Here is an 18,944-nt window from a genome sequence, read left to right as displayed (position 1 = left end):
GGGATGCGGGGATCGGATTGCGGCAAAAGACACGGGGGCGCGTCCAAGGCGGACGCGCCCCCGTGGGGTTTCGAAGCCCGGGGTTACGGCACGCCCAGTTCAAAGATCACGTACCCGGCGTACCAGCCCGAGGCGACCGCGCCGGTGCCCAGCACCGCGGCCAGCACCGGCCAGCTGAGCTTGCGCATCCCCACCGCGAGCGCGATGAACAGCGGGAACGCCGGCAGCAGGTAGCGCGAGACGTTGCCGAAGATGCCCAGGCTCCCGAGCACCGACACGATCGTGGCCAGCGTGTAGGCGGTCAGCACCAGCGGCGGGCGCAGCCGGACCAGCAGCACGATCAGCACCGGCAGGCTGAACACGATCAGGGTGGCCAGCAGGTCCGGCACCGGGAAGGCGAAGGGGTAGTCGTTGCGGCCCAGCAGCACCCCGCGGATCGAGTGCCAGGTGCCCTGGCCCCAGTCGAAGTAGTGCAGCCAGGCGTCGTGCTGCAGCCGGAAGTAGCCGCCCCACTCGCCGGTCCGCCAGCCCACCCAGGCCACGTATCCGAGCAGGCCGACCGGGGCCAGCACCATCGCCGCCAGCGGGCGCAGCACGCCGCTCTCCCGCCGGTACAGCTCCACCAGCGCGGCCAGGCCGACCGCGCCGATCAGCGCCGCCGAGGTCGGCCGGTTGAGCCCGGCGATCAGGGTGATCGCCCCGGCCGCGACCCACCGCTTGGTCATCGTGAAGTAGCAGGCCCAGGCGGCCAGCGCGACGAACAGGGAGTCCGAGTAGATCGCCCACTCGGCGCCCGAGCCCGGGGCGATCGCCCAGATCCCGGCCGCGATCACGCCCGCCCGGGGGCCGGACATCTTCTCCACCACCGCGTAGATCCCGGCGGCGGCGAACAGTGAGGCCACCACCGAGACCAGCATCCCGGCGCCGTACAGGCCGAGCCCGGTGACGTCCGAGGTCAACCGCATCAGGCCGGGGTAGAGCGGGAAGAAGGCGGCGGAGTTCTGCTCGATGGTGAAGCCGGGCTGTCCGCCCGGGACCGGGATCAGCGCCGGGTGGTAGCCGAACTGCGCGACCTGCTGGTACCACCAGCCGTCCCAGCTGGCCAGCACGTCCCAGGTGTTGGCGCCGCCGCCGAACCGGGCCGGTTTCTTGGCGTAGTCGCCGGCGAAGGAGAGCAGCTTCATGAACACGGTGAAGCCGATCAGCTTCAGCACCGCGTAGCACCACACGGCCGGGCCGAACCGGACCACCAGCGCGCGGCCGCGGTCCTGCCAGGTGCTCGGGACGCCTTCGGGCTTCTCGCTGCGCTGTTCGGGCACGTCGGGGGAGACTGCCGGTATTGCGTTCATCAGCGGTGGACCCCAGCCTGCTGGACGTGGACGATCGTCCGCCGAATTCTAGGCGGTTCGCGAACTCCCGCCCGCATGGCGACGCCGGGCCCGGCACGGACCGGGCGGCCCGGTACGGACCGGCCGACCCGACCGCGTGCGGCCCGGGGCGGCCGGGGATACTCGGAGGATGGCCGATCACACCACGCGCACCGCCTACACCGTCGAGTCACTGCTCGCGGTGACCGTCGACGTGTTCAACGAGCGCGGCTACGACGGCACCTCGATGGAGGACCTGTCCCGGGCGGCCGGGATCTCCAAGTCCTCCATCTACCACCACGTCCGCGGCAAGGAGGAGCTGCTGCGGCTGGCCGTCGGGCGGGCGCTGGACGGGCTGTTCGCGATCCTGGCCGAGCCGGCCGCGGTCGAGGGCCCGGCGGTGGAGCGGCTGGAGCACGTGGTGCGGCGCACCGCCGAGGTGCTGCTGGAGGAGCTGCCGTACGTGACGCTGCTGCTGCGGGTGCGTGGCAACACGGCCACCGAGCAGTGGGCGCTGGAGCGCCGGCGGGACTTCGACCACCAGGTCGCCGAGCTGCTGCGGGCGGCCGTCGCGGACGGCTCGCTGCGCGCGGACGTGGAGCCCCGGCTGGCCACCCGGCTGCTGTTCGGGATGATCAACTCGATCGTGGAGTGGTACCGGCCGGGGCTGAAGGCCGCCGACGGGGTCGCGGACGCGGTGGTGCACCTGGCCTTCGACGGGCTGCGGGCGAGCTGACTCCGTGATCCGCGGTTCCTTGATCCGCTGATTCCCTAATCCGGGGGGACCTGGTCGGTCTCCTCGAACACCAGCATGGTTCGCGTGCCAAGCACCTGCGGGATGGACTGGATCCGGTTGAGCACCAGCTCCCGCAGGGCGTGGTTGTCCGCGGTGTGCACCAGCAGCAGGACGTCGAAGTCCCCGCCGACCAGCGCGATGTGGGCGACCCCGGGCAGCTCCAGCAGCTGCTCGCGCACGGTGCGCCAGGAATTCTGGACGATCTTCAGGGTGACGTACGCGGACGCGCCCTGACCGGCCCGTTCGTGGTCGACCCTGGCGGTGAAGCCGCGAATGACGCCGTCCTCGACCATCCTGGAGATCCGGGCGTACGCATTGGCCCGGGACACGTGGACCCGCTCGGCCACCGAGCGGATCGAGGCGCGACCGTCCTGCTGCAGCAGCCGCAGGATCGACCGGTCGACCCGGTCGAGTCTGGACATCTGTTCAGCCGACATGACCCCCCACCCTCACCGATTGGACGCACTGCCACCAGTCGACCGCTGTACAGGCCGAATGTCCACCACCTTGTCACGCTTCTGGTCAAGATGAACAGACGACCGAACAATCGGTAGGGAGCCCCCGCCACCCATGGAGGTGCCCCGAGATGACCGTTCTCGACCACAGACACCACACGGCGGTGCCCGGCTGGCTGCCCGGGGCCACCGCCCCCCGCACCGATCCGGCCCCCCTTCTCCCGGACGTCTCCCCCGTCCGGGTGCTCGGCACCCCCGCGCTGGAGAAGTACGACCCGGCGCTGCTGCGCGAGCTCTACCGCCGCCTGGTGGTCGGCCGCCGCTACAACCAGCAGGCCACCACCCTCACCAAGCAGGGCCGACTCGCCGTCTACCCCGCCTCCACCGGCCAGGAGGCCTGCCAGGTCGCCGCCGCGCTGGTGCTCGGCGAACGCGACTGGCTCTTCCCCAGCTACCGCGACACCCTCGCCGTGGTCTCCCGGGGCGTCGACCCGCTGGAGGCGCTGACCCTGCTGCGCGGCAACGCCCACACCGGCTACGACCCGCGCGCCAGCCGCACCGCCCCGCTCTGCACCCCGCTCGGCACCCAGGCCCCGCACGCGGTCGGACTGGCGCACGCCGCCCGGCTGCGCGGCGAGCCGGTGGTCGCGATGGCCATGCTCGGCGACGGCGGCACCAGCGAGGGCGACTTCCACGAGGCGCTGAACTTCGCGGCCGTGCTCCGGGCCCCGGTGGTCTTCCTGGTGCAGAACAACGGCTACGCCATCTCCGTCCCGCTCAGCGCGCAGTCCGCCGCGCCCAGCCTGGCCCACAAGGCCGTCGGCTACGGCATGCCGGGCCGGCTGGTGGACGGCAACGACGCGCCCGCGCTGCACTCCGTGCTCACCGAGGCGGTCGAGCGGGCCCGCGGCGGCGAGGGCCCTACCCTGATCGAGGCGCTGACCTACCGGATCGAGGCCCACACCAACGCCGACGACGCCACCCGCTACCGCACCGAGCCCGAGGTGGACGCCTGGCGGGAGCACGACCCGATCCTGCTGATGGAGCGCGCGCTGCGCGAACTCGACGTGCTGGACGACCGGTTGGTGCAGGAGGCGGCGGACGAGGCGGAGGCGCTGGCGGCCCGGATGCGGGCCGAGTTCCACGCCGACCCGGAGCTCGACCCGATGGCGCTGTTCGCCCACGTCTACGCCGAGCCGACCCCGCAACTGCGGGAGCAGGCCGCCCAGTTGTCCGCCGAGCTGGCCGCCGAGGCCGAGGTGCAGCAGTAATGTCCCAGGCGTCACCCACCCCCACCCTTGGCGGAGCCGCTTCGCGGCACACCTCCAGTGTTCCCGCGCGCACGGCCAGCATGGCCCAGGCGCTCAACTCCGCGCTGCGGGACGCCATGCGCGAGGACCCGACGGTGCACGTGCTCGGCGAGGACGTCGGCCAGCTCGGCGGCGTCTTCCGGATCACCGACGGGCTGACCACCGAGTTCGGTCCCGAGCGCTGCCTGGACACCCCGCTGGCCGAGGCCGGCATCCTCGGCACCGCGATCGGCATGGCGATGTACGGGCTGCGCCCGGTGGTCGAGATGCAGTTCGATGCCTTCGCCTACCCGGCGCTGGAACAGCTGTTCTCGCACGTCGCCAAGATGCGCAACCGCACGGCGGGCAAGCTGCCGCTGCCGATCACCGTGCGCATCCCGTACGGCGGCGGCATCGGCGGCGTCGAGCACCACAGCGACGCCTCCGAGGCGTACTACACCAGCACCCCGGGCCTGCACGTGGTCACCCCGGGGACGGTGGCGGACGCCTACGGGCTGCTGCGCGCCTCGATCGCCTCCGACGACCCGGTGGTCTTCCTGGAGCCCAAGCGGCTCTACTGGGGCAAGGCCGAGTTCGACCCGACCGCGCCGGTCGAGCCGATCGGCCGGGCCGTGCTGCGACGCACCGGCACCTCCGCCGTGCTGGTCACCTACGGCCCCTCGCTGCCGGTCTGCCTGGAGGCGGCCGAGGCGGCGAAGGCCGAGGGCTGGGACCTCGCGGTGCTGGACCTGCGCACCCTGGTGCCCTTCGACGACGAGACGGTCACCCGGGTGGTGCGCTCGATCGGCCGGGCCGTGGTGGTGCACGAGGCGAGCGGCTTCGGCGGCACCGGCGCGGAGATCGCCGCACGGGTCACCGAGCGCTGCTTCCACCACCTGGCCGCGCCCGTGCTGCGGGTCACCGGCTTCGACATCCCGTACCCGCCGCCGATGCTGGAGCACCACCACCTCCCCGGGGTGGACCGGATCCTGGACGCGGTCGCCCGGCTGCAGTGGGAGGACTGAGGATGATGCCCGTCGTACGGGAGTTCCGGCTGCCCGACCTCGGTGAGGGACTCACCGGGGCCGAGGTGGTGCGCTGGATGGTCGAGGTCGGCGAGGTGATCGCCGTCGACCAGCCGGTGGTGGAGGTGGAGACGGCCAAGGCCGTGGTGGAGGTGCCCTGCCCGTACGGCGGGGTGGTCACCGCGCGGTACGGCGAGGTCGGCGAGGAGATCGCCGTGGGCGCTCCGCTGGTGACGGTCGCGGTGGCGACCGCGGAGGGGGCTGTTCCCGAGGCTCCGGCCGCCGCTCCCGCCGCTGCTCACGCCGCTGAGGTCGAGCGGCCGTTGGTGGGGTACGGGGTCGTCGAGAGCAAGGGCGGGCGGCGGCGTCGGGTGGGGGTGGCTTCGGCTGCGGCCGCTCCGATCGTTCCTGCTGCCCCGACGGCGCCCGCCGCTCCGGCCGCTCTCGCCGCTCCGGTCGTGGTGTCGGTGATCTCGCCGCTGGTGCGGCGGCTGGCCCGGGAGCAGGGGGTCGATCTGGCCGCGCTCACCGGGAGCGGCCCGGACGGGCTGATCATGCGCGCGGATGTCGAACGGGCGGTCGCGGCCAAGGTGGCCGCTCCGGCGCCTGCCGTACCCGCTGCCGCGGCCGCGGTTCAGGAGGGTGTCGTCCCGCTGCGCGGGCTGCGCAAGGCGGTGGCCGAGAAGCTCAGCCGCAGCCACCGGGAGATCCCCGCCGCGACCTGCTGGGTGGACGTCGACGCCACCGAACTGATGGCACTGAGACGGCAGTTGAACGCCACCCCGGGGCCGAAGGTGAGCGTGCTGGCGCTGCTGGCCCGGATCTGCACGGTAGCGCTGGCGCGCTTCCCCGAGCTCAACTCCAGTGTGACGGAGGACGGTTCTGGCATCATCCGGCACTCGGCGGTGCACCTGGGCTTCGCCGCGCAGGGCGAACGCGGCCTGGTGGTGCCGGTGGTGCGCGACGCGCACATCCGCAGCACCGAGCAACTCGGGGAAGAGCTGGGACGGTTGACCGATTCGGCGCGCAAGGGCTCGCTGACCCCGGCCGAACTGACCGGCAGCACCTTCACGTTGAACAACTACGGGGTGTTCGGTGTGGACGGCTCCACCCCGATTCTCAACCACCCCGAGGCGGCGATGCTCGGGGTCGGCCGGATCGTGGCCAAACCCTGGGTGTTCGGCGGGGAGTTGGCGGTCCGCGAGGTGACGCAACTGTCGTTCACCTTCGACCATCGGGTCTGCGACGGGGGGACGGCGGGCGGTTTCCTGCGCTTCGTCGCGGACTGCGTCGAGCGGCCGGGGATGCTGCTGCGGCAGCTGTGAGCGGGCAACTGTGAGTGGGCGGCCGTGGGCAGGCCGGTCTGAGCAGGGCGTGGTCGCCCTGGGTGTGCTGCTCGGCACTCAGGGCGACCGCAGATCGAGCGAGAGTAGCGCGTCCCGGGGCCGGGTGTCCGGGCTTCGCGTGATTTGTCGGATGAGCAGTTCGGGCGTGCCACGCTGCCTAGGCGTCAGCAGAGACAAGCCAGGTGGTGGCGCAGGCCGGCCGGAGGCGAAACGATTCTCTTGGGTACTCGAAACGTAGCGGTGAAGTCCCGCAGAACACTCCTGATCCGCACCGGGCACGGCTCGGCGGGGGCCGCCTCCGTCCCGGGCCTGTCCGAGCTGTCGCCCGGACCGGTGGTGGCGGAGGCCCCGGTCGAGGCGCAGCCCGTCCGACCGCCGATGCCGCTGGACCCGCCGGACCTCCCGCCGCTGGTGGCGGCGGACGCGCCGACGGCCGTCCTGCCGCCGGTGCTGGACGACGCCTCCCGGCCGGGCCCCGCGCCCGTCGTCAGCCCCGTGCCCGGCCCCCTGGTGATCCCTGACCCGCCGGCCCAGCCTCCGGCCGTCCCCGCACCGAGCTACCCCGAGCCGCCCTCGACCACCGGCACCGCCCCCGCCTTCCAGCCTCTCTTCGCCGACGCTCCCAGCCTCAACTGGGCAGGATCCGGCGACAGTTGGAGCGAAGCCTGGGCCGCCCAGCCGCCCGCCCGACACCTCCCGGCCGAGCTGCCCGCCGCCGTGCAGCGCAGCGCAGCGCAGTTCGGTGCCGAGCTGCCCGCCGCCGTGCAGATCAGCGCCGTGCAGATCAGTGCCGCAGCCGAACTCCCGCTGACCGCAAGGGACATCGAGCTGATCCGGGCCAGCCTCGCCCTGGTCGAGCCGGTCGCCGACCGGGCCACCGCACACTTCTACGCGCTGCTCTTCCTGCACCACCCCGAGGTCCGCTCGCTCTTCCCGGCCGCCATGGACGTCCAGCGTGACCGGCTGTTCCGCGCCCTGCTGTCCGCCGCCCGTGGCGCCGAGGACCCGGTGGCGCTGCGCGTCCGGCTGAGCGCGCTCGGCCGCGGCCACCGCCGCTACGGCACCCTGACCGGCCACTACGCCCCGGTGGGGGAGTGCCTGGTGCAGGCGCTGGCCAAGTACGCGGGCAACCGCTGGGGCGCCGAGACCGAGCTGGCCTGGCGCCGGGCCTACCGGCTGATCTCCACCGTCATGATCGAGGCCGCCGAGGAGGCCGCCCGCACCTCGCCGCCCTGGTGGCAGGGCGAGGTGGTCCGGCACGAGCGCCGCACCCGGGACGTCGCGGTGATCACCGTCCGCCCCGACCAGGCCTACCCGTTCCGAGCCGGCCAGTACTGCAGCCTGGAGACGCCCTGGTGGCCGCGGGTCTGGCGGCACTACTCCTTCGCCGCCGCGCCCCGCCCGGACGGGCTGCTGACCTTCCACGTCAAGGCCGTTCAGGCGGGCTGGGTGAGCAACGCGCTGGTGCACCGGGCCGCCCCCGGGGACGTGCTGCGGTTGGGCCCGGCGTCCGGTGCGATGACCGTCGACCACGCCGCCGGCACCGACCTGCTCTGCCTCGGCGGCGGCACCGGCATCGCGCCGGTCCGCGCCCTGGTCGAGGAGGCGGCCGAGTACGGCCTGCCCGGTCGCAGCGTCGAGGTGTTCTACGGGGCCCGCCGCGCCGCCGAGTTGTACGAGCTGGACGGGCTGCGCGAGCTGGCCGCGCGCCACCCCTGGCTGACCGTGCGGCCGGTGCTGTCCGGTACCGGTCCGGTCGAGGGCATGCTGACCGGTGAACTGCCGGAGGTGGTAGGCCGGTTCGGCCCCTGGGCCGGCCGGGACGCGGTGCTCAGCGGCCCGCCGGCGATGGTCCGCCGCGGCGTCGAGGCGCTGCTGCGCGCGGGCGCGCCGGCCGACCGGATCCGGCACGACCTGGTGGGCGACCTGGCGGCGGGCTGAAGGTCAGCCGAGGTCGGGAGCGAGGAGCGCGCGGATGCCCTCGATGTTGGCCGCCAGGTACGCCCGCAGCTTGGGCGGGACGACGTTCACCGAGGTCACGCCCTCGCGGGTGAACGGCAGTCGGACCACCTCGTACTCGCCGTTCGGGTCCGACACCTCGGGCCCGTGCCGCCGGCTGAGGTCCATCGAGGCCAGCCGGCAGGCGAAGAAGTGCTGCACCTTGACCCCGTGCGGGTGCAGCAGGGTGCCGTCGTCGTGGTGCGTGTGGCTGATGGTGTCGACGAAGGCGGGCACCACGTCCACGACCTTGCCGCCGAGCTCCTCGTCCACCTCGCGGTGCAGCGCCTCGACCACCGTGCGGTCCTCGCGTTCGACCCCGCCGCCGGGGGTGATCCAGTACGGATGTGGCGCCCCTGGCCGGACCCGCCGGATCAGCACGATCGAGGCCGGGCCGTGCGGATCGTCCGGGTCCAGCTCCAGCAGGATCGCCCGGGCCGTGCGCTTGACGACCGGGCGTGGCGGGGTTCGGTTGTCGGGGCCCATGGCGACCTCCGGGGCTGGAGCGTTGTGCGGGAGTCTCCCGCACCGGGAGGGGGTCGAAACGCCGACCCGGTCGGGTGTGTCCGTTCGGGGTTCCACCGCGCTCCAATGGTCAGCAATCGGGTGAATCGGAGCTTTCCCTCCATGTGTCCATTCTGGGCATGAACCGGACACGGACCTGTGCGAGGGACTCCGGCTCCGGGGCTGGGCGCGCCATCGATCACGTGGATTGCTCGCACAAAACCGTCGAAAGCAGGTACTGGCGCCATGCAGCACAGCACAGTCCAGGGCCACCTGGTGATGAACCTCGTGGTCTCGCACGAGCTGTCCTTCAGCATCGTGGCGGACCTGGCGTACGAGCCCGGCGATCCGTACGCGGTCCGGTTCACCTTCCACCCGCCCGGCGACGCGCCGGTCACCTGGGTCTTCGCACGCGAGCTGCTGCTCGACGGCCTCGGCAAACCGTCCGGCGAGGGTGACGTGCACATCCACCCGGTCGGTGGGGAACTCGCCGAGGTCCGCATCGCGCTGCACTCCCCGGGCGGGGAGGCTGTGCTGCACGCCTCGGCGGCGCCGCTGATGGCCTTCCTGGCGCGCACCGACCGGCTGGTCCCGATGGGGCAGGAGCTCATCGGGCGGGAGCTGGAGGCCCAGCTCGCGGACATCCTCAGAGGGTGTGAGAACGCGGGGTGAGCGGCCCACGGGCTGCCGCCCGAGGACCGGAGGAACCGGAAGAAGGGGAGACGAAGGGGCCCGTACCGGGTGCAGCACCCGGGCACGGGCCCCTTTCGCGTCCGCGCACGGCCCCGGTCAGTCGTCGTCCAGGGCCAGGTGCAGGCCCCACGCGACCAGGCTGATGATCAGCGAACCGACCAGTGCGGAGCCGAAGTTGACCACGTGGAAGTCCAACGACAGCTTGGTGGACGCCCAGGAGGTCAGCATCAGCATCAGGGCGTTGATCACGAAGGTGATCAGGCCGAGCGTGAGGACGAACAGCGGAAGCGAGAACAGCTTCACCACCGGCTTGATCAGCCAGTTGATGACACCGAAGACCACGGCGACGGCGAGCACCGTCAGGGCCTTGTGCTGCCAGTCGGCCTTGCCCTCACCGAGCTGGATGCCGCTGACGATCCAGGCGGCGACCCAGATGGCCGCCGCGTTGATCAGTGTTTTGATGACGAAACCCTTCATGCCGCCCAAGCCTGGCAGGCGCCCAGCCCGGGGGGAAGGTCCCGCCCGAGGAGTTGGTGTTGAATGCAGCTGGTCCACGCGGTGTACGGACGAGGGAGGACGTCAGCGGTGAAGCTGTTCCGGCTGGACGAACTGGACGCCGAGCGGGCGGCCAACGACGGCGCGTACCTGCGGTTCCTGCGCGAACCGCGGATGTCCGCCGGGCTGTACGCGCTCTCCCCCGGCGACACCGACCCGCAGACCGCGCACGACCAGGACGAGATCTACCAGGTGATCAGCGGCCGCGCCGAGTTGACCGTCGGCGCCGAGACCGCGACCGTCGCACGCGGCACCGTGGTGTACGTCCCGGCCGGCACCCCGCACGCGTTCCACCACATCACCGAGGAGCTGCGGGTACTGGTGGTGCTCTCCCCGCCGGAAGGCTGACGCCGGGCGGCTAGGGTCGTTCGTATGACCCGTAGTCTCACCGACGAGCTCTGGGCGTCGATCGAGCCGATCTACGCCGGGATCCTCGCCCACCCCTTCATCGGCGGCCTCACCGACGGCACCCTGCCGCGCGGGGCCTTCCGCCACTTCGTCGTCCAGGACTCGCACTACCTGCGCGACTACGCCCGCGCTCTCGCCGTCTGCGCCGCCAGGGCGCCCGGCGAGGAGGACGTCCGGGCCTTCGCCGACGACGCGGTCGGCGCGCTGGCCGCCGAGCAGGGCATGCACGCCGAGTTCCTCACCGCCTTCGGCGGCACCGCCGAGGAGGCCGCCGCCGAACCGGTGCTGCCCACCACCCGGGCCTACACCAGCTACCTGCTGGCCACCGTCTACGGCGGGTCCTTCGCGGAGGCGCTCGGCGCGGTGCTGCCCTGCTACTGGATCTACGCCCGGGTCGGCGGGGCGCTGCTCGCCCAGGGCTCCCCCGACCCGCTGTACGCCAAGTGGATCGCCACCTACGGCGACGAGGCGTTCCAGTCCGTGGTGCGGCGGGTGCTGGCGCTCACCGACCGGATCGGCGAGGAGCTCTCCCCCGTCGAACGCCGCAAGGTGGTGGAGCACTTCGTCACCACGTCGCGCTACGAGTGGATGTTCTGGGACGCCGCCTGGCGCGGCGAGCGCTGGCCGGTCTGAGCCCCGTCCGGGGTGCCCGACCCCGACCTCTCGGGGGTTGTCCCGGGGGTCGGGGTCGGGGTGATCTAGGGGTTCTCTCCGGGCCGTTGGGCCTCGTTCCGGCGCTGCGGCCACCGTACGATCGAAGCATCGAAAGCAAGCGGGATGCGGCACCGGACGGCAGCCGGCCCGAGGGGAGAAGAGGAACCGACATGGCTGAGCTCTGGAAGTCGCTGCCCTCCTGGGTGCGCAACATCGTCATCCCGGTGCTGGTCCTGGTGCTGGCCTGGAACATCATCGCCTTCGTCTTCGGCGTGGTGGGCGCCCTGCTGAGCATCCTGATCAAGCTGCTGGTCGTGGTGGGCATCGCGGCCGCCGTGGTGATCCTGGTGAAGAAGGCCGCGAAGCACTGAACCCGCGCCGCCGCCCCGTCCGGGGAGCACGGCGGAGCACCTTCGGAGGCCCGGCACCCCGTCCGCGGGGGCCGGGCCTCGGCCTTTTCCCCCCGCCGCCGGGCCACGCCGGCCGCGGGGCCGGATTTCCGTTCGGGGGCCGTCTGGACCTGCGGCGATCGGCTCGCTACCGTGTTGGGCGTCATGTGCAGGCAACACCGCCTGCGACGCGGGAGCTCGGAGCACCGGGCTGAGAGGGCGCTGACCGGGACGTCGACGGACGGACCGACGGCTGCGTCGACCGCAGGAACCTGGACCGGGTAATGCCGGCGTAGGGAGTAGAGGTCAGATGACCACGTTCGAAGCACAGCCGCAGTCTGCCCAGGGCGCCCCCAGCAGCGAGCGCACCGGCTACCCCACCCCGGCCTGGCGCAAGGCCTACCGGGACGGGTCCCGCCCGGACCTGCGGGTGCCGTACCGCGAGGTGCAGCTCACCAACGGCAGGACCGTGCCGCTGTACGACACCTCCGGCCCGTACACCGACCCGTCGTACGAGCCCGACGTGCGGCGCGGTCTGCCCGCCCTGCGCGACTCCTGGATCCGCCAGCGCGGCGACGTCGAGGAGTACGACGGCCGCGAGGCGCGCCCCGAGGACGACGGGATCAAGCACACCTCGCCGCGCGGCGGAAACCTGCGCAACCTGGATGCGGTCTTCCCCGGCCGCCCGCGCCGCCCGCTGCGCGGTCGCGGTGGCGTCGCCGTCACCCAACTCGCCTACGCCAAGCGGGGTGTGGTGACGCCGGAGATGGAGTTCGTGGCGCTGCGCGAGGGCCTGGAGCCCGAGTTCGTGCGCGACGAGGTGGCCCGCGGCCGTGCCGTCATCCCGGTCAACGTGAACCACCCCGAGGTGGAGCCGGCCATCATCGGCACCAACTTCCTGGTGAAGATCAACGCCAACATCGGCAACTCCGCCGTCACCTCCTCGATCGAGGAGGAGGTGGAGAAGATGACCTGGGCCACCCGCTGGGGTGCCGACACCGTCATGGACCTCTCCACCGGCCGCAACATCCACACCACCCGCGAGTGGATCCTGCGCAACTCCCCTGTGCCGATCGGCACCGTGCCGCTCTACCAGGCCCTGGAGAAGGTCGACGGCAAGGCCGAGGACCTGAGCTGGGAGGTCTACCGGGACACCATCATCGAGCAGTGCGAGCAGGGCGTCGACTACATGACCGTCCACGCCGGCGTGCTGCTGCGGTACGTCCCGCTCACCGCGCGCCGCAAGACCGGCATCGTCTCGCGCGGCGGCTCGATCATGGCCGCGTGGTGCCTGGCGCACCACAAGGAGAACTTCCTCTACACCAACTTCGAGGAACTCTGCGACATCCTGGCCTCCTACGACGTCACCTTCTCGCTCGGTGACGGCCTGCGCCCCGGCTCGATCGCGGACGCCAACGACGAGGCGCAGTTCGCTGAGCTGCAGACCCTCGGCGAGCTGGGCCGGATCGCCCGCGAGCGCGACGTCCAGGTGATGATCGAGGGCCCGGGCCACGTCCCGATGAACAAGATCAAGGAGAACATGGATCTCCAGAAGGAGATCTGCGACGAGGCGCCGTTCTACACCCTCGGCCCCCTCACCACCGACGTCGCCCCCGGCTACGACCACATCACCTCGGGCATCGGCGCCGCGATGATCGCCTGGTGGGGCACCGCGATGCTCTGCTACGTCACGCCCAAGGAGCACCTGGGCCTGCCCAACCGGGACGACGTCAAGACCGGCGTGATCACCTACAAGATCGCCGCCCACGCCGCCGACCTCGCCAAGGGCCACCCCGGCGCCCAGGCCTGGGACGACGCCCTCTCCGACGCCCGCTTCGAGTTCCGCTGGGAGGACCAGTTCAACCTGGCCCTCGACCCGGAGACCGCTCGCGACTTCCACGACGAGACCCTCCCCGCCGAACCCGCCAAGACGGCCCACTTCTGCTCGATGTGCGGCCCGAAGTTCTGCTCGATGAAGATCAGCAAAACCATCAATGAGAAGTTCGGCGCCGGTGAGGCCCCGCCGGAGTACGACGAGGCGGCCGTTGAGGGCATGAAGGCCATGTCCGAGGAGTTCAAGGCCCACGGCAACAAGGTCTACCTCCCGATGGCAGACTGACGCTCGGCCGCACGTGACGCTGCCCCGGGGAGCCGGATGGTTGTCCCGAGGCAGCGCCACGCCTTCGGCTGGAACGGTGGTCGGACTGGTGTTCTCGGTCCTCGCGGGTGGGCTGATCGGCCTGACCCGATACTGTCCATCGGGGGCAGCAGGGAGAACGTGACGGTGGGCTCGACTGGCGTATGGGTTGTTGGCGCTGTGCCCGATCAGGAGGCAGCGGCGCTGCCGGGGAGGTTCGTGCACCTCGTCACGGCCGATGACTTCCGCAAGCCCGACGGCTACGCGGAGACTCTCGCCTGGTGGCGCCGGGACTGCGACGGTGAGCCCCTCCTCGCGCCCGATGCGCGGGGCCCCGCAGTCCTCCTGCCGACCGCGGAAGGCATTCGGTTCGCGGACTTCGTCCATGGAGCCAATCCGGAGACCGCCACGACGGAGGCGATGCGGGACGCGAGCCTGGCTCTGATGGCCGGCAGCGGTTCCGATGGGACGTGCACGGTGGTGGCGCGCAAGGCCAGTCCGGTGGCCGCTCTCTTCTACGCGCTCGGAGCTGACTCGGCCGCACTCCTGCCTGGCTGGTGCGGTGACTTCCTGCTGACCGCCGACGGCGTGCGCGCTGCACTTCCGGACGCCGAGCGGGCTCTGCGGCTCGATGGCGAGCGGCGCGCCAGCGTCCTCGATCGGATCGCCGAGTGGATGACCGGCATGGGCGACGACCCTGAGTTCGCGGCCGGAGACCTACTGGACGGCCCACTCCGCGTGCTGCAGCACGCAGCGAAGGCTGGCCTCGGCGTTGCTGCGTTCACGCGTTGGTACTGAGCTTGCCAAGTGCTGGTTTCGGGCTGAAGTTGTCGTCGATGAAGATCAGCAAAAGCATCACAGAGCTGTACGGCGACAAGGCGGTCGTGACCAGCGACGTTGACGCCGAAGCGCTCGAAGGCATGAAGATGAAGTCCGAGGAGTTCAAGGCCCAGGGCAACCGGGTCTATCTCCCGCTCGCCGACTGACATGCGCTGAGCGCCGTCCCGAGGGCGTTTTGATCCCGGGGCGGCGCTCAGCCGTCATGTCATCGAGCCGAGGCCGAGGCAGGTGCCGACCCGGGTCGGGCCGATGAGGCGGCCTCCAGCGTTCGGCGGATCACCGCCGAACCGTACTCGACGAACTCGGCGATCGGTGCGGCCAGAGCGTCGGGCAGGACGTCGGTGTGCCACACGAATCTCATCCGGCCGCCGGCCTCCGGAAGGGCCTGCATGGACGCGTGGTGGTGGGACGGGTGGAGGCTGCCGCCGATGATCGTGTAGGCGACCCGCATCGCCTCGTGGTCGAGGTCAACGAGCCGTTCGAGGACGATCGTGCCGTCGGCGAAGGTGACAGTGCGGGTGTCCGAGCTCAGGCGGGTGTCGGTGACGAACCCGGGCGCCAGCCGCTCGTGCACCGCGCCGTAGTCGCTGAGTATCGCCCACACCGCTTCGGGGCGGGCGTCGATGACGAGTTCCTTGTGGATCGAGGCCATGGTGATCGACTCCTAGTCAGGCCGAAGCGATGCAGAACAGGTGGCCCTCGGGGTCGGCGAGAACGGTCCACTCGCCTTCGCCGGGCTGAAATTCGGGCTTGGTTGCTCCCGCTGAGAGGAGTTCCTTGACCGCGACCTCCAGGTCGGCGACCTTGAAGTCGAGGTGGGCGTGCTTGGCAGTGTCGGGCCAACTCGGTCCCTGATATCCGGCGACCCGCTGGAAGGCCAGCTGGATCGGTCCCTTGCCCAGGTAGGCGAAGTCGTCGTCGGCCTGCGCGATGTCCCACCCGGTGACCTTCCGGTAGAACTCGGCGAGTGCCCGGGGATCGGTACTGTCGATGGTGATCGCGGTGATCTCCGCGTGGACGGCCATGTGATGGCTCCCTTCGTGTCATCAGGTGCAGAGCATGCTGTCTGCCACCACCCTCGCCGCCCGGCCCGAGTTCACCGTGGCAGTGGTGGGTTGCCGCTCACCCGCACCATCCGTGAGCACGTGGGATACACCCCCACCGCGTTGCGCCGACTGCTTGCCCCGGCGCGCGTACGTCATGAGCCGAGGGGGCTGAATATGCTGCCTTCAGACTGAAGTTGTCGTCGATGAAGATCTCCCAGAAGATCCGCGACGAGCACGGCGACGGTTCGACTGCCGTCTCCAGCGAGTTCGACGCCGACGCCGAGGCCGGCATGCAGGCCATGTCCGAGGAGTTCAAGGCCCAGGGCAGCCGGGTCTACCTGCCGCTCGCCGACTGACATCGCACCAACGCGGGTGCTGCTCCGGGGACTTCCTAGGGCAGCGCTCCGGCGTCGGTTGCCCGGGGAACTCCTGAGGTCCTGCCGATCGTCTGGCGCGCCGGACTGCCCGGGGCAATATGTGTGACGGCCGAGCGCTGTCGCCGCGCTGGCGTGGCCGCGGGCTCAGCGCGCGCCCGCGGTTGTTGCTGGTCGTGGGATGGCCTGCGGGTTGTCGGTGTGTCCCTGGTTCAGGATCCGAGCCAGCCCGCTTTGGCAGCCAGCGCTCCGGCCTGGAAGCGGCTGCGGGCGTTGAGGCGTTCCATGAGGTCGGTGGCGATGCGGCGGGCGGTACGGGGTGATACGCCGAGGCGTTTGGCGATGGCGTCGTCGGTGTGGCCGTCGGCGAGCAGGTTGAGGGTGGTCTGCTCTTGGGCGGTGAGCCCGTGTTCGTCGAGCTGGGCTGCGGTGCCGAGCGGTTGGGCACCGGCCCAGACGGTCTCAAACAGGGCGCACAGCGCCGTCAGTGTGCCGTGCCCGGTGAGGACGACGGCGCCGGCGGCGCTGTCGTCGCTGCGGGTGGGGATGACGGCGGTGGTCCGGTCGACCACGATCATCCGGGTCGGCAGCGCGGGAACGGTGCGGACCCGGCCACCGTGGGAGGCGAGCCAGTTGACGTACTCGACGGTGTGCGGGCTGTTGCGAACGCTGTCCAGGTAGACGGTTCGCATGCGGATGCCGCGTTCCAGCAGGTCGAGGTCGAGGGGCTTGGCAGCCTCGATGTTCTCGGGCTTCTGCGCGCCGTCGGGCGCGAAGGTCATGACCTCGTCGCGCACCTCGCGGGTGAGCGTGGCGAGCCGGTCCCGGATCTGGTCGAGGCCCACGAGTTGCTCGACGCCGGGGTGATGGACAGCGGGCCGAAGGTCGGCGTAGTCGGCGATGAGCTGGGCGGCCGCTGCCCGGGAGGCCTCGACGCGCATCTGCTGGGCGGCGAGTTCGGCCTGCTGGCGAGCCATCAGGAGCTCCATCCCGATCTCGGGGGAGACGGCCCGCAGCGCGCCCTCGCGGTCGGCGGACGGGCGGATCAGGGCCAGCTCGCTGAGGGTGTCCAGGGCCTGCCTGACCTGTTGGTCGGTCAGCGAGAGCCGTGTCCCGAGGGCTGCGACGCCGTCCTGCGGGTGGGCGAGCATCGCCCGGTAGACCGCCTCCGAGCTACTGTCCAGCCCCAGTGCCGCCAGCATTCCCACCCCCGTGATGAACCGATGTTCGAACCGTGCGCGATCTTTTCACATCGGGAGGAGCCCGGCCACGGGGTCGTGTGGACGGTTCCGGTCACCACCTGAACCGTCCACGTTCGCCCTCTACACGCGGATTGCCCGCTTCGGCACGATCGCTCCATGTACCTCGTTCATGCCGCGTTGCGGCCCGTTTCGCCTGGCCGCTCGCTGCCCCTCGACGCCCGCGAGCTCCTGCTGGCCGCCGTCCGGCCCGAGGACCGGGTCGAACACATCGTCGTCCACCCGGACGCGGTCCCAGGCCCGGTGCTTGGTGTCTACCTCGTCGCCGACTCCCTCGCCGAGGCGGAGGGCCGGACCGCCGCGTTCTGCCGGCGTGTCCTGGCAGCCGTACCCCAGCTCACGGGCTGGAAGGCGGCAGGGGCCGCCGCACCGCTCGTCGTGCCGTTCTACGAGCGTCTGCTGTCCACCCCAGGTCGGTCCTGGTCGGAATGGTCCTGACCGGAACGGTCCAGGGACGCTTCCGTCCATCTGATAACCCTTCCACCCGCCCTGACCGGCGGCGAAGCTAGTGATCGCCGGAAGGGAACACCGCCCGAACGGCAACCGGAGAAAGCGTCACCGCGGGACGCCCACACCGGATTCCCACACTCCGTCGCATCCGAAGGGGACACCACCATGTTCCGCACCGTCACCACCAAGGCCGCCGCGGTCGCCGCCCTCGCCCTCGCCGCCCTGGTCCCCGCCGTCGCCGCCCAGGCCGCCACCGCTCAGCCGGCCACCACCGTTCAGGCCGCCACCGCTCAGCCGGCCACCACTGTCCAGGCCCAGCCCGACAACATGATCTGGGGCTGACCTCCCGCCAGGGCCACAGCATTCCGTCGACCGGCTGCTCCTGCAGGGCAGCCGCCCGGCCCTCCTGGCCGGCCCAGCACACACCGCACATGTGGCAGCTTCCGCCGAGCTCCTCCACTCTCCGGTTCGCCCGGCCCGTGACTAGCTCCGAGCCGCGCCGTACAGCCGCCTCGCGCGCCGCCGGCCGCGCGGGAACCGGAGGGCCGGCGGGTTCAGCGGCCGGGCCCTCCGAACGAGCCGCGCGCGCAGCGCGCATACCGAAAGCTTCTCGCCGGTGCACCGCCGGTACGCCATCACCTGATCGTCCTACGCAGAGACTTCTGGAGACATGTCATGTCCAAGACAAGCTTTCGTCGTGGTGCGGCGCTGACCGCCGCTGCCGCCTTCCTTCCGCTCAGCCTCTCCCTGGGAGCCTCGCCCGCTTCCGCCAGCGTCGGCAGCTCTATCGCTGCCACCGCGCAGGCCAACCTCGGCGACAAGGCCTGCTCGACCAACAGCGCGGGCGGGACGGGGTACTACAGCAGCTGCACCGGGGGTCCCGAGCCCTGGTGCGCGGACTTCGCCAAGTGGGTGTGGGCCCAGAACGGTGTCGACGTGAACGGCCTCACCCCGGGCGCCGGCAGCTTCGGCCGCTACAACGGCGGTCTCCACAGCACTCCGCACGTCGGCGACGCGATCCTCTTCAACTACAACGGCTACGACTACGCCGACCACGTCGCCGTCGTGACGGCCGTCGGCGACGGCACCGTCACCACCATCGGCGGCAACGAGCACGGCGTCTCCGGCAACTGGTCCGCCACCTCCAGCGTCCGCCAGTCCACTCACAGCTCCGCGATCGGCTACAGCTGGGGCGGCCAGCGCATCAGCGGCTACGTCTCGCCGATCGGCGGCAACGACGCCGGCAGCGGCGGCACCCCGGCCCCGGCTCCGGCCTCGCCTAACCACGTGTACGACAACATCCGCTTCGCGAACGGGACGTGGCAGGGCGCACAGCTGGCGGACGGCGGCGCCGACGTC

23 protein-coding genes are annotated in these 18,944 nt (G+C 71.4%); 16 read left to right on the top strand and 7 right to left on the bottom strand.

The window, feature by feature from the left end; genetic code table 11:
- Positions 1 to 83 precede the first annotated feature (83 nt).
- Positions 84 to 1,349 (bottom strand): hypothetical protein, encoded by a 1,266-nt coding sequence (locus ACWC9T_RS07435; protein ID WP_449820102.1) that lies wholly within the window; start codon positions 1,347 to 1,349, stop codon positions 84 to 86.
- A gap of 169 nt (positions 1,350 to 1,518) precedes the next feature.
- On the opposite strand from ACWC9T_RS07435, the gene ACWC9T_RS07430 reads away from it, so the two are divergent.
- Complete coding sequence (locus ACWC9T_RS07430; protein WP_449820101.1) at positions 1,519 to 2,103, top strand: TetR/AcrR family transcriptional regulator; 585 nt, start codon at positions 1,519 to 1,521, stop codon at positions 2,101 to 2,103.
- 35 nt (positions 2,104 to 2,138) lie between these two features.
- Here ACWC9T_RS07430 and ACWC9T_RS07425 read toward each other — a convergent pair whose 3' ends face one another.
- Positions 2,139 to 2,600 (bottom strand): Lrp/AsnC family transcriptional regulator, encoded by a 462-nt coding sequence (locus tag ACWC9T_RS07425; protein WP_449820100.1) that lies wholly within the window; start codon positions 2,598 to 2,600, stop codon positions 2,139 to 2,141.
- Positions 2,601 to 2,749: 149 nt separating this feature from the next.
- Here ACWC9T_RS07425 and pdhA point away from each other — a divergent pair, with 149 nt between their 5' ends.
- The 4 genes from pdhA (at position 2,750) to ACWC9T_RS07405 (ending at position 8,219) form a co-directional block, all read left to right on the top strand.
- Positions 2,750 to 3,889, top strand: coding sequence for a pyruvate dehydrogenase (acetyl-transferring) E1 component subunit alpha (pdhA, locus tag ACWC9T_RS07420; protein WP_449820099.1), 1,140 nt, complete (start codon positions 2,750 to 2,752; stop codon positions 3,887 to 3,889).
- Between the two features lie 80 nt (positions 3,890 to 3,969).
- On the top strand, positions 3,970 to 4,932 hold the full coding sequence (locus ACWC9T_RS07415) for an alpha-ketoacid dehydrogenase subunit beta (protein WP_449820142.1): 963 nt from the start codon (positions 3,970 to 3,972) through the stop codon (positions 4,930 to 4,932).
- A gap of 5 nt (positions 4,933 to 4,937) precedes the next feature.
- Complete coding sequence (locus tag ACWC9T_RS07410; protein WP_449820141.1) at positions 4,938 to 6,257, top strand: dihydrolipoamide acetyltransferase family protein; 1,320 nt, start codon at positions 4,938 to 4,940, stop codon at positions 6,255 to 6,257.
- 261 nt (positions 6,258 to 6,518) lie between these two features.
- On the top strand, positions 6,519 to 8,219 hold the full coding sequence (locus tag ACWC9T_RS07405; RefSeq protein ID WP_449820098.1) for a globin domain-containing protein: 1,701 nt from the start codon (positions 6,519 to 6,521) through the stop codon (positions 8,217 to 8,219).
- A gap of 3 nt (positions 8,220 to 8,222) precedes the next feature.
- Here ACWC9T_RS07405 and ACWC9T_RS07400 read toward each other — a convergent pair whose 3' ends face one another.
- Entirely contained in the window at positions 8,223 to 8,762 is a 540-nt protein-coding gene (locus ACWC9T_RS07400; RefSeq protein WP_449820097.1) for an NUDIX domain-containing protein, read from the bottom strand.
- 264 nt (positions 8,763 to 9,026) lie between these two features.
- Here ACWC9T_RS07400 and ACWC9T_RS07395 point away from each other — a divergent pair, with 264 nt between their 5' ends.
- On the top strand, positions 9,027 to 9,452 hold the full coding sequence (locus ACWC9T_RS07395) for an SsgA family sporulation/cell division regulator (RefSeq protein ID WP_449820096.1): 426 nt from the start codon (positions 9,027 to 9,029) through the stop codon (positions 9,450 to 9,452).
- 117 nt (positions 9,453 to 9,569) lie between these two features.
- Here ACWC9T_RS07395 and ACWC9T_RS07390 read toward each other — a convergent pair whose 3' ends face one another.
- Positions 9,570 to 9,950: a phage holin family protein gene (locus ACWC9T_RS07390; RefSeq protein WP_449820095.1), complete on the bottom strand. Its 381-nt coding sequence runs from the start codon at positions 9,948 to 9,950 to the stop codon at positions 9,570 to 9,572.
- A 108-nt stretch (positions 9,951 to 10,058) separates the two neighbouring features.
- Here ACWC9T_RS07390 and ACWC9T_RS07385 point away from each other — a divergent pair, with 108 nt between their 5' ends.
- The 6 genes from ACWC9T_RS07385 to ACWC9T_RS07360 all read left to right on the top strand — a co-directional run bounded on the left by ACWC9T_RS07385 (position 10,059) and on the right by ACWC9T_RS07360 (position 14,602).
- A complete protein-coding gene (locus ACWC9T_RS07385) occupies positions 10,059 to 10,376 on the top strand; it encodes a cupin domain-containing protein (protein ID WP_449820140.1) in 318 nt (105 codons plus the stop codon).
- Positions 10,377 to 10,400: 24 nt separating this feature from the next.
- Positions 10,401 to 11,069 carry a thiaminase II gene (gene tenA, locus ACWC9T_RS07380; protein ID WP_449820094.1) on the top strand — a complete coding sequence of 223 codons (669 nt, stop codon included), beginning with the start codon at positions 10,401 to 10,403 and terminating at the stop codon, positions 11,067 to 11,069.
- A 191-nt stretch (positions 11,070 to 11,260) separates the two neighbouring features.
- Positions 11,261 to 11,461, top strand: a complete 201-nt coding sequence (locus tag ACWC9T_RS07375; protein WP_355668965.1) for a DUF5326 family protein — start codon at positions 11,261 to 11,263, stop codon at positions 11,459 to 11,461.
- Between the two features lie 328 nt (positions 11,462 to 11,789).
- A complete protein-coding gene (thiC, locus tag ACWC9T_RS07370) occupies positions 11,790 to 13,598 on the top strand; it encodes a phosphomethylpyrimidine synthase ThiC (protein ID WP_449820093.1) in 1,809 nt (602 codons plus the stop codon).
- A gap of 237 nt (positions 13,599 to 13,835) precedes the next feature.
- Positions 13,836 to 14,414, top strand: a complete 579-nt coding sequence (locus ACWC9T_RS07365) for a hypothetical protein (RefSeq protein WP_449820092.1) — start codon at positions 13,836 to 13,838, stop codon at positions 14,412 to 14,414.
- A gap of 38 nt (positions 14,415 to 14,452) precedes the next feature.
- Positions 14,453 to 14,602 carry a hypothetical protein gene (locus ACWC9T_RS07360; RefSeq protein ID WP_449820091.1) on the top strand — a complete coding sequence of 50 codons (150 nt, stop codon included), beginning with the start codon at positions 14,453 to 14,455 and terminating at the stop codon, positions 14,600 to 14,602.
- A gap of 59 nt (positions 14,603 to 14,661) precedes the next feature.
- On the opposite strand, the gene ACWC9T_RS07355 is transcribed toward ACWC9T_RS07360, so the two are convergent.
- Positions 14,662 to 15,108: an SRPBCC family protein gene (locus ACWC9T_RS07355; RefSeq protein WP_449820090.1), complete on the bottom strand. Its 447-nt coding sequence runs from the start codon at positions 15,106 to 15,108 to the stop codon at positions 14,662 to 14,664.
- Between the two features lie 16 nt (positions 15,109 to 15,124).
- On the bottom strand, positions 15,125 to 15,481 hold the full coding sequence (locus ACWC9T_RS07350) for a VOC family protein (protein ID WP_449820089.1): 357 nt from the start codon (positions 15,479 to 15,481) through the stop codon (positions 15,125 to 15,127).
- Between the two features lie 224 nt (positions 15,482 to 15,705).
- Here ACWC9T_RS07350 and ACWC9T_RS07345 point away from each other — a divergent pair, with 224 nt between their 5' ends.
- The gene (locus tag ACWC9T_RS07345) at positions 15,706 to 15,858 is read left to right on the top strand and encodes a thiamine biosynthesis protein ThiC (RefSeq protein ID WP_449820088.1); all 153 of its coding nucleotides are present in this window, start codon (positions 15,706 to 15,708) and stop codon (positions 15,856 to 15,858) included.
- A gap of 230 nt (positions 15,859 to 16,088) precedes the next feature.
- Here ACWC9T_RS07345 and ACWC9T_RS07340 read toward each other — a convergent pair whose 3' ends face one another.
- Complete coding sequence (locus tag ACWC9T_RS07340; protein WP_449820087.1) at positions 16,089 to 17,078, bottom strand: LuxR C-terminal-related transcriptional regulator; 990 nt, start codon at positions 17,076 to 17,078, stop codon at positions 16,089 to 16,091.
- Between the two features lie 156 nt (positions 17,079 to 17,234).
- Between ACWC9T_RS07340 and ACWC9T_RS07335 the strand changes: the two genes are divergently transcribed.
- The 3 genes from ACWC9T_RS07335 to ACWC9T_RS07325 all read left to right on the top strand — a co-directional run.
- Positions 17,235 to 17,573, top strand: coding sequence for a hypothetical protein (locus ACWC9T_RS07335; protein WP_449820086.1), 339 nt, complete (start codon positions 17,235 to 17,237; stop codon positions 17,571 to 17,573).
- A 177-nt stretch (positions 17,574 to 17,750) separates the two neighbouring features.
- Positions 17,751 to 17,927, top strand: coding sequence for a hypothetical protein (locus tag ACWC9T_RS07330; protein WP_449820085.1), 177 nt, complete (start codon positions 17,751 to 17,753; stop codon positions 17,925 to 17,927).
- A 333-nt stretch (positions 17,928 to 18,260) separates the two neighbouring features.
- Positions 18,261 to 18,944 (top strand): CHAP domain-containing protein (locus ACWC9T_RS07325; RefSeq protein WP_449820084.1); only part of this gene is annotated, 684 nt, incomplete at its 3' end.

This window comes from Kitasatospora sp. NPDC001159, from assembly GCF_053598235.1.
This window is presented reverse-complemented; position numbering and strand designations above follow the sequence as displayed.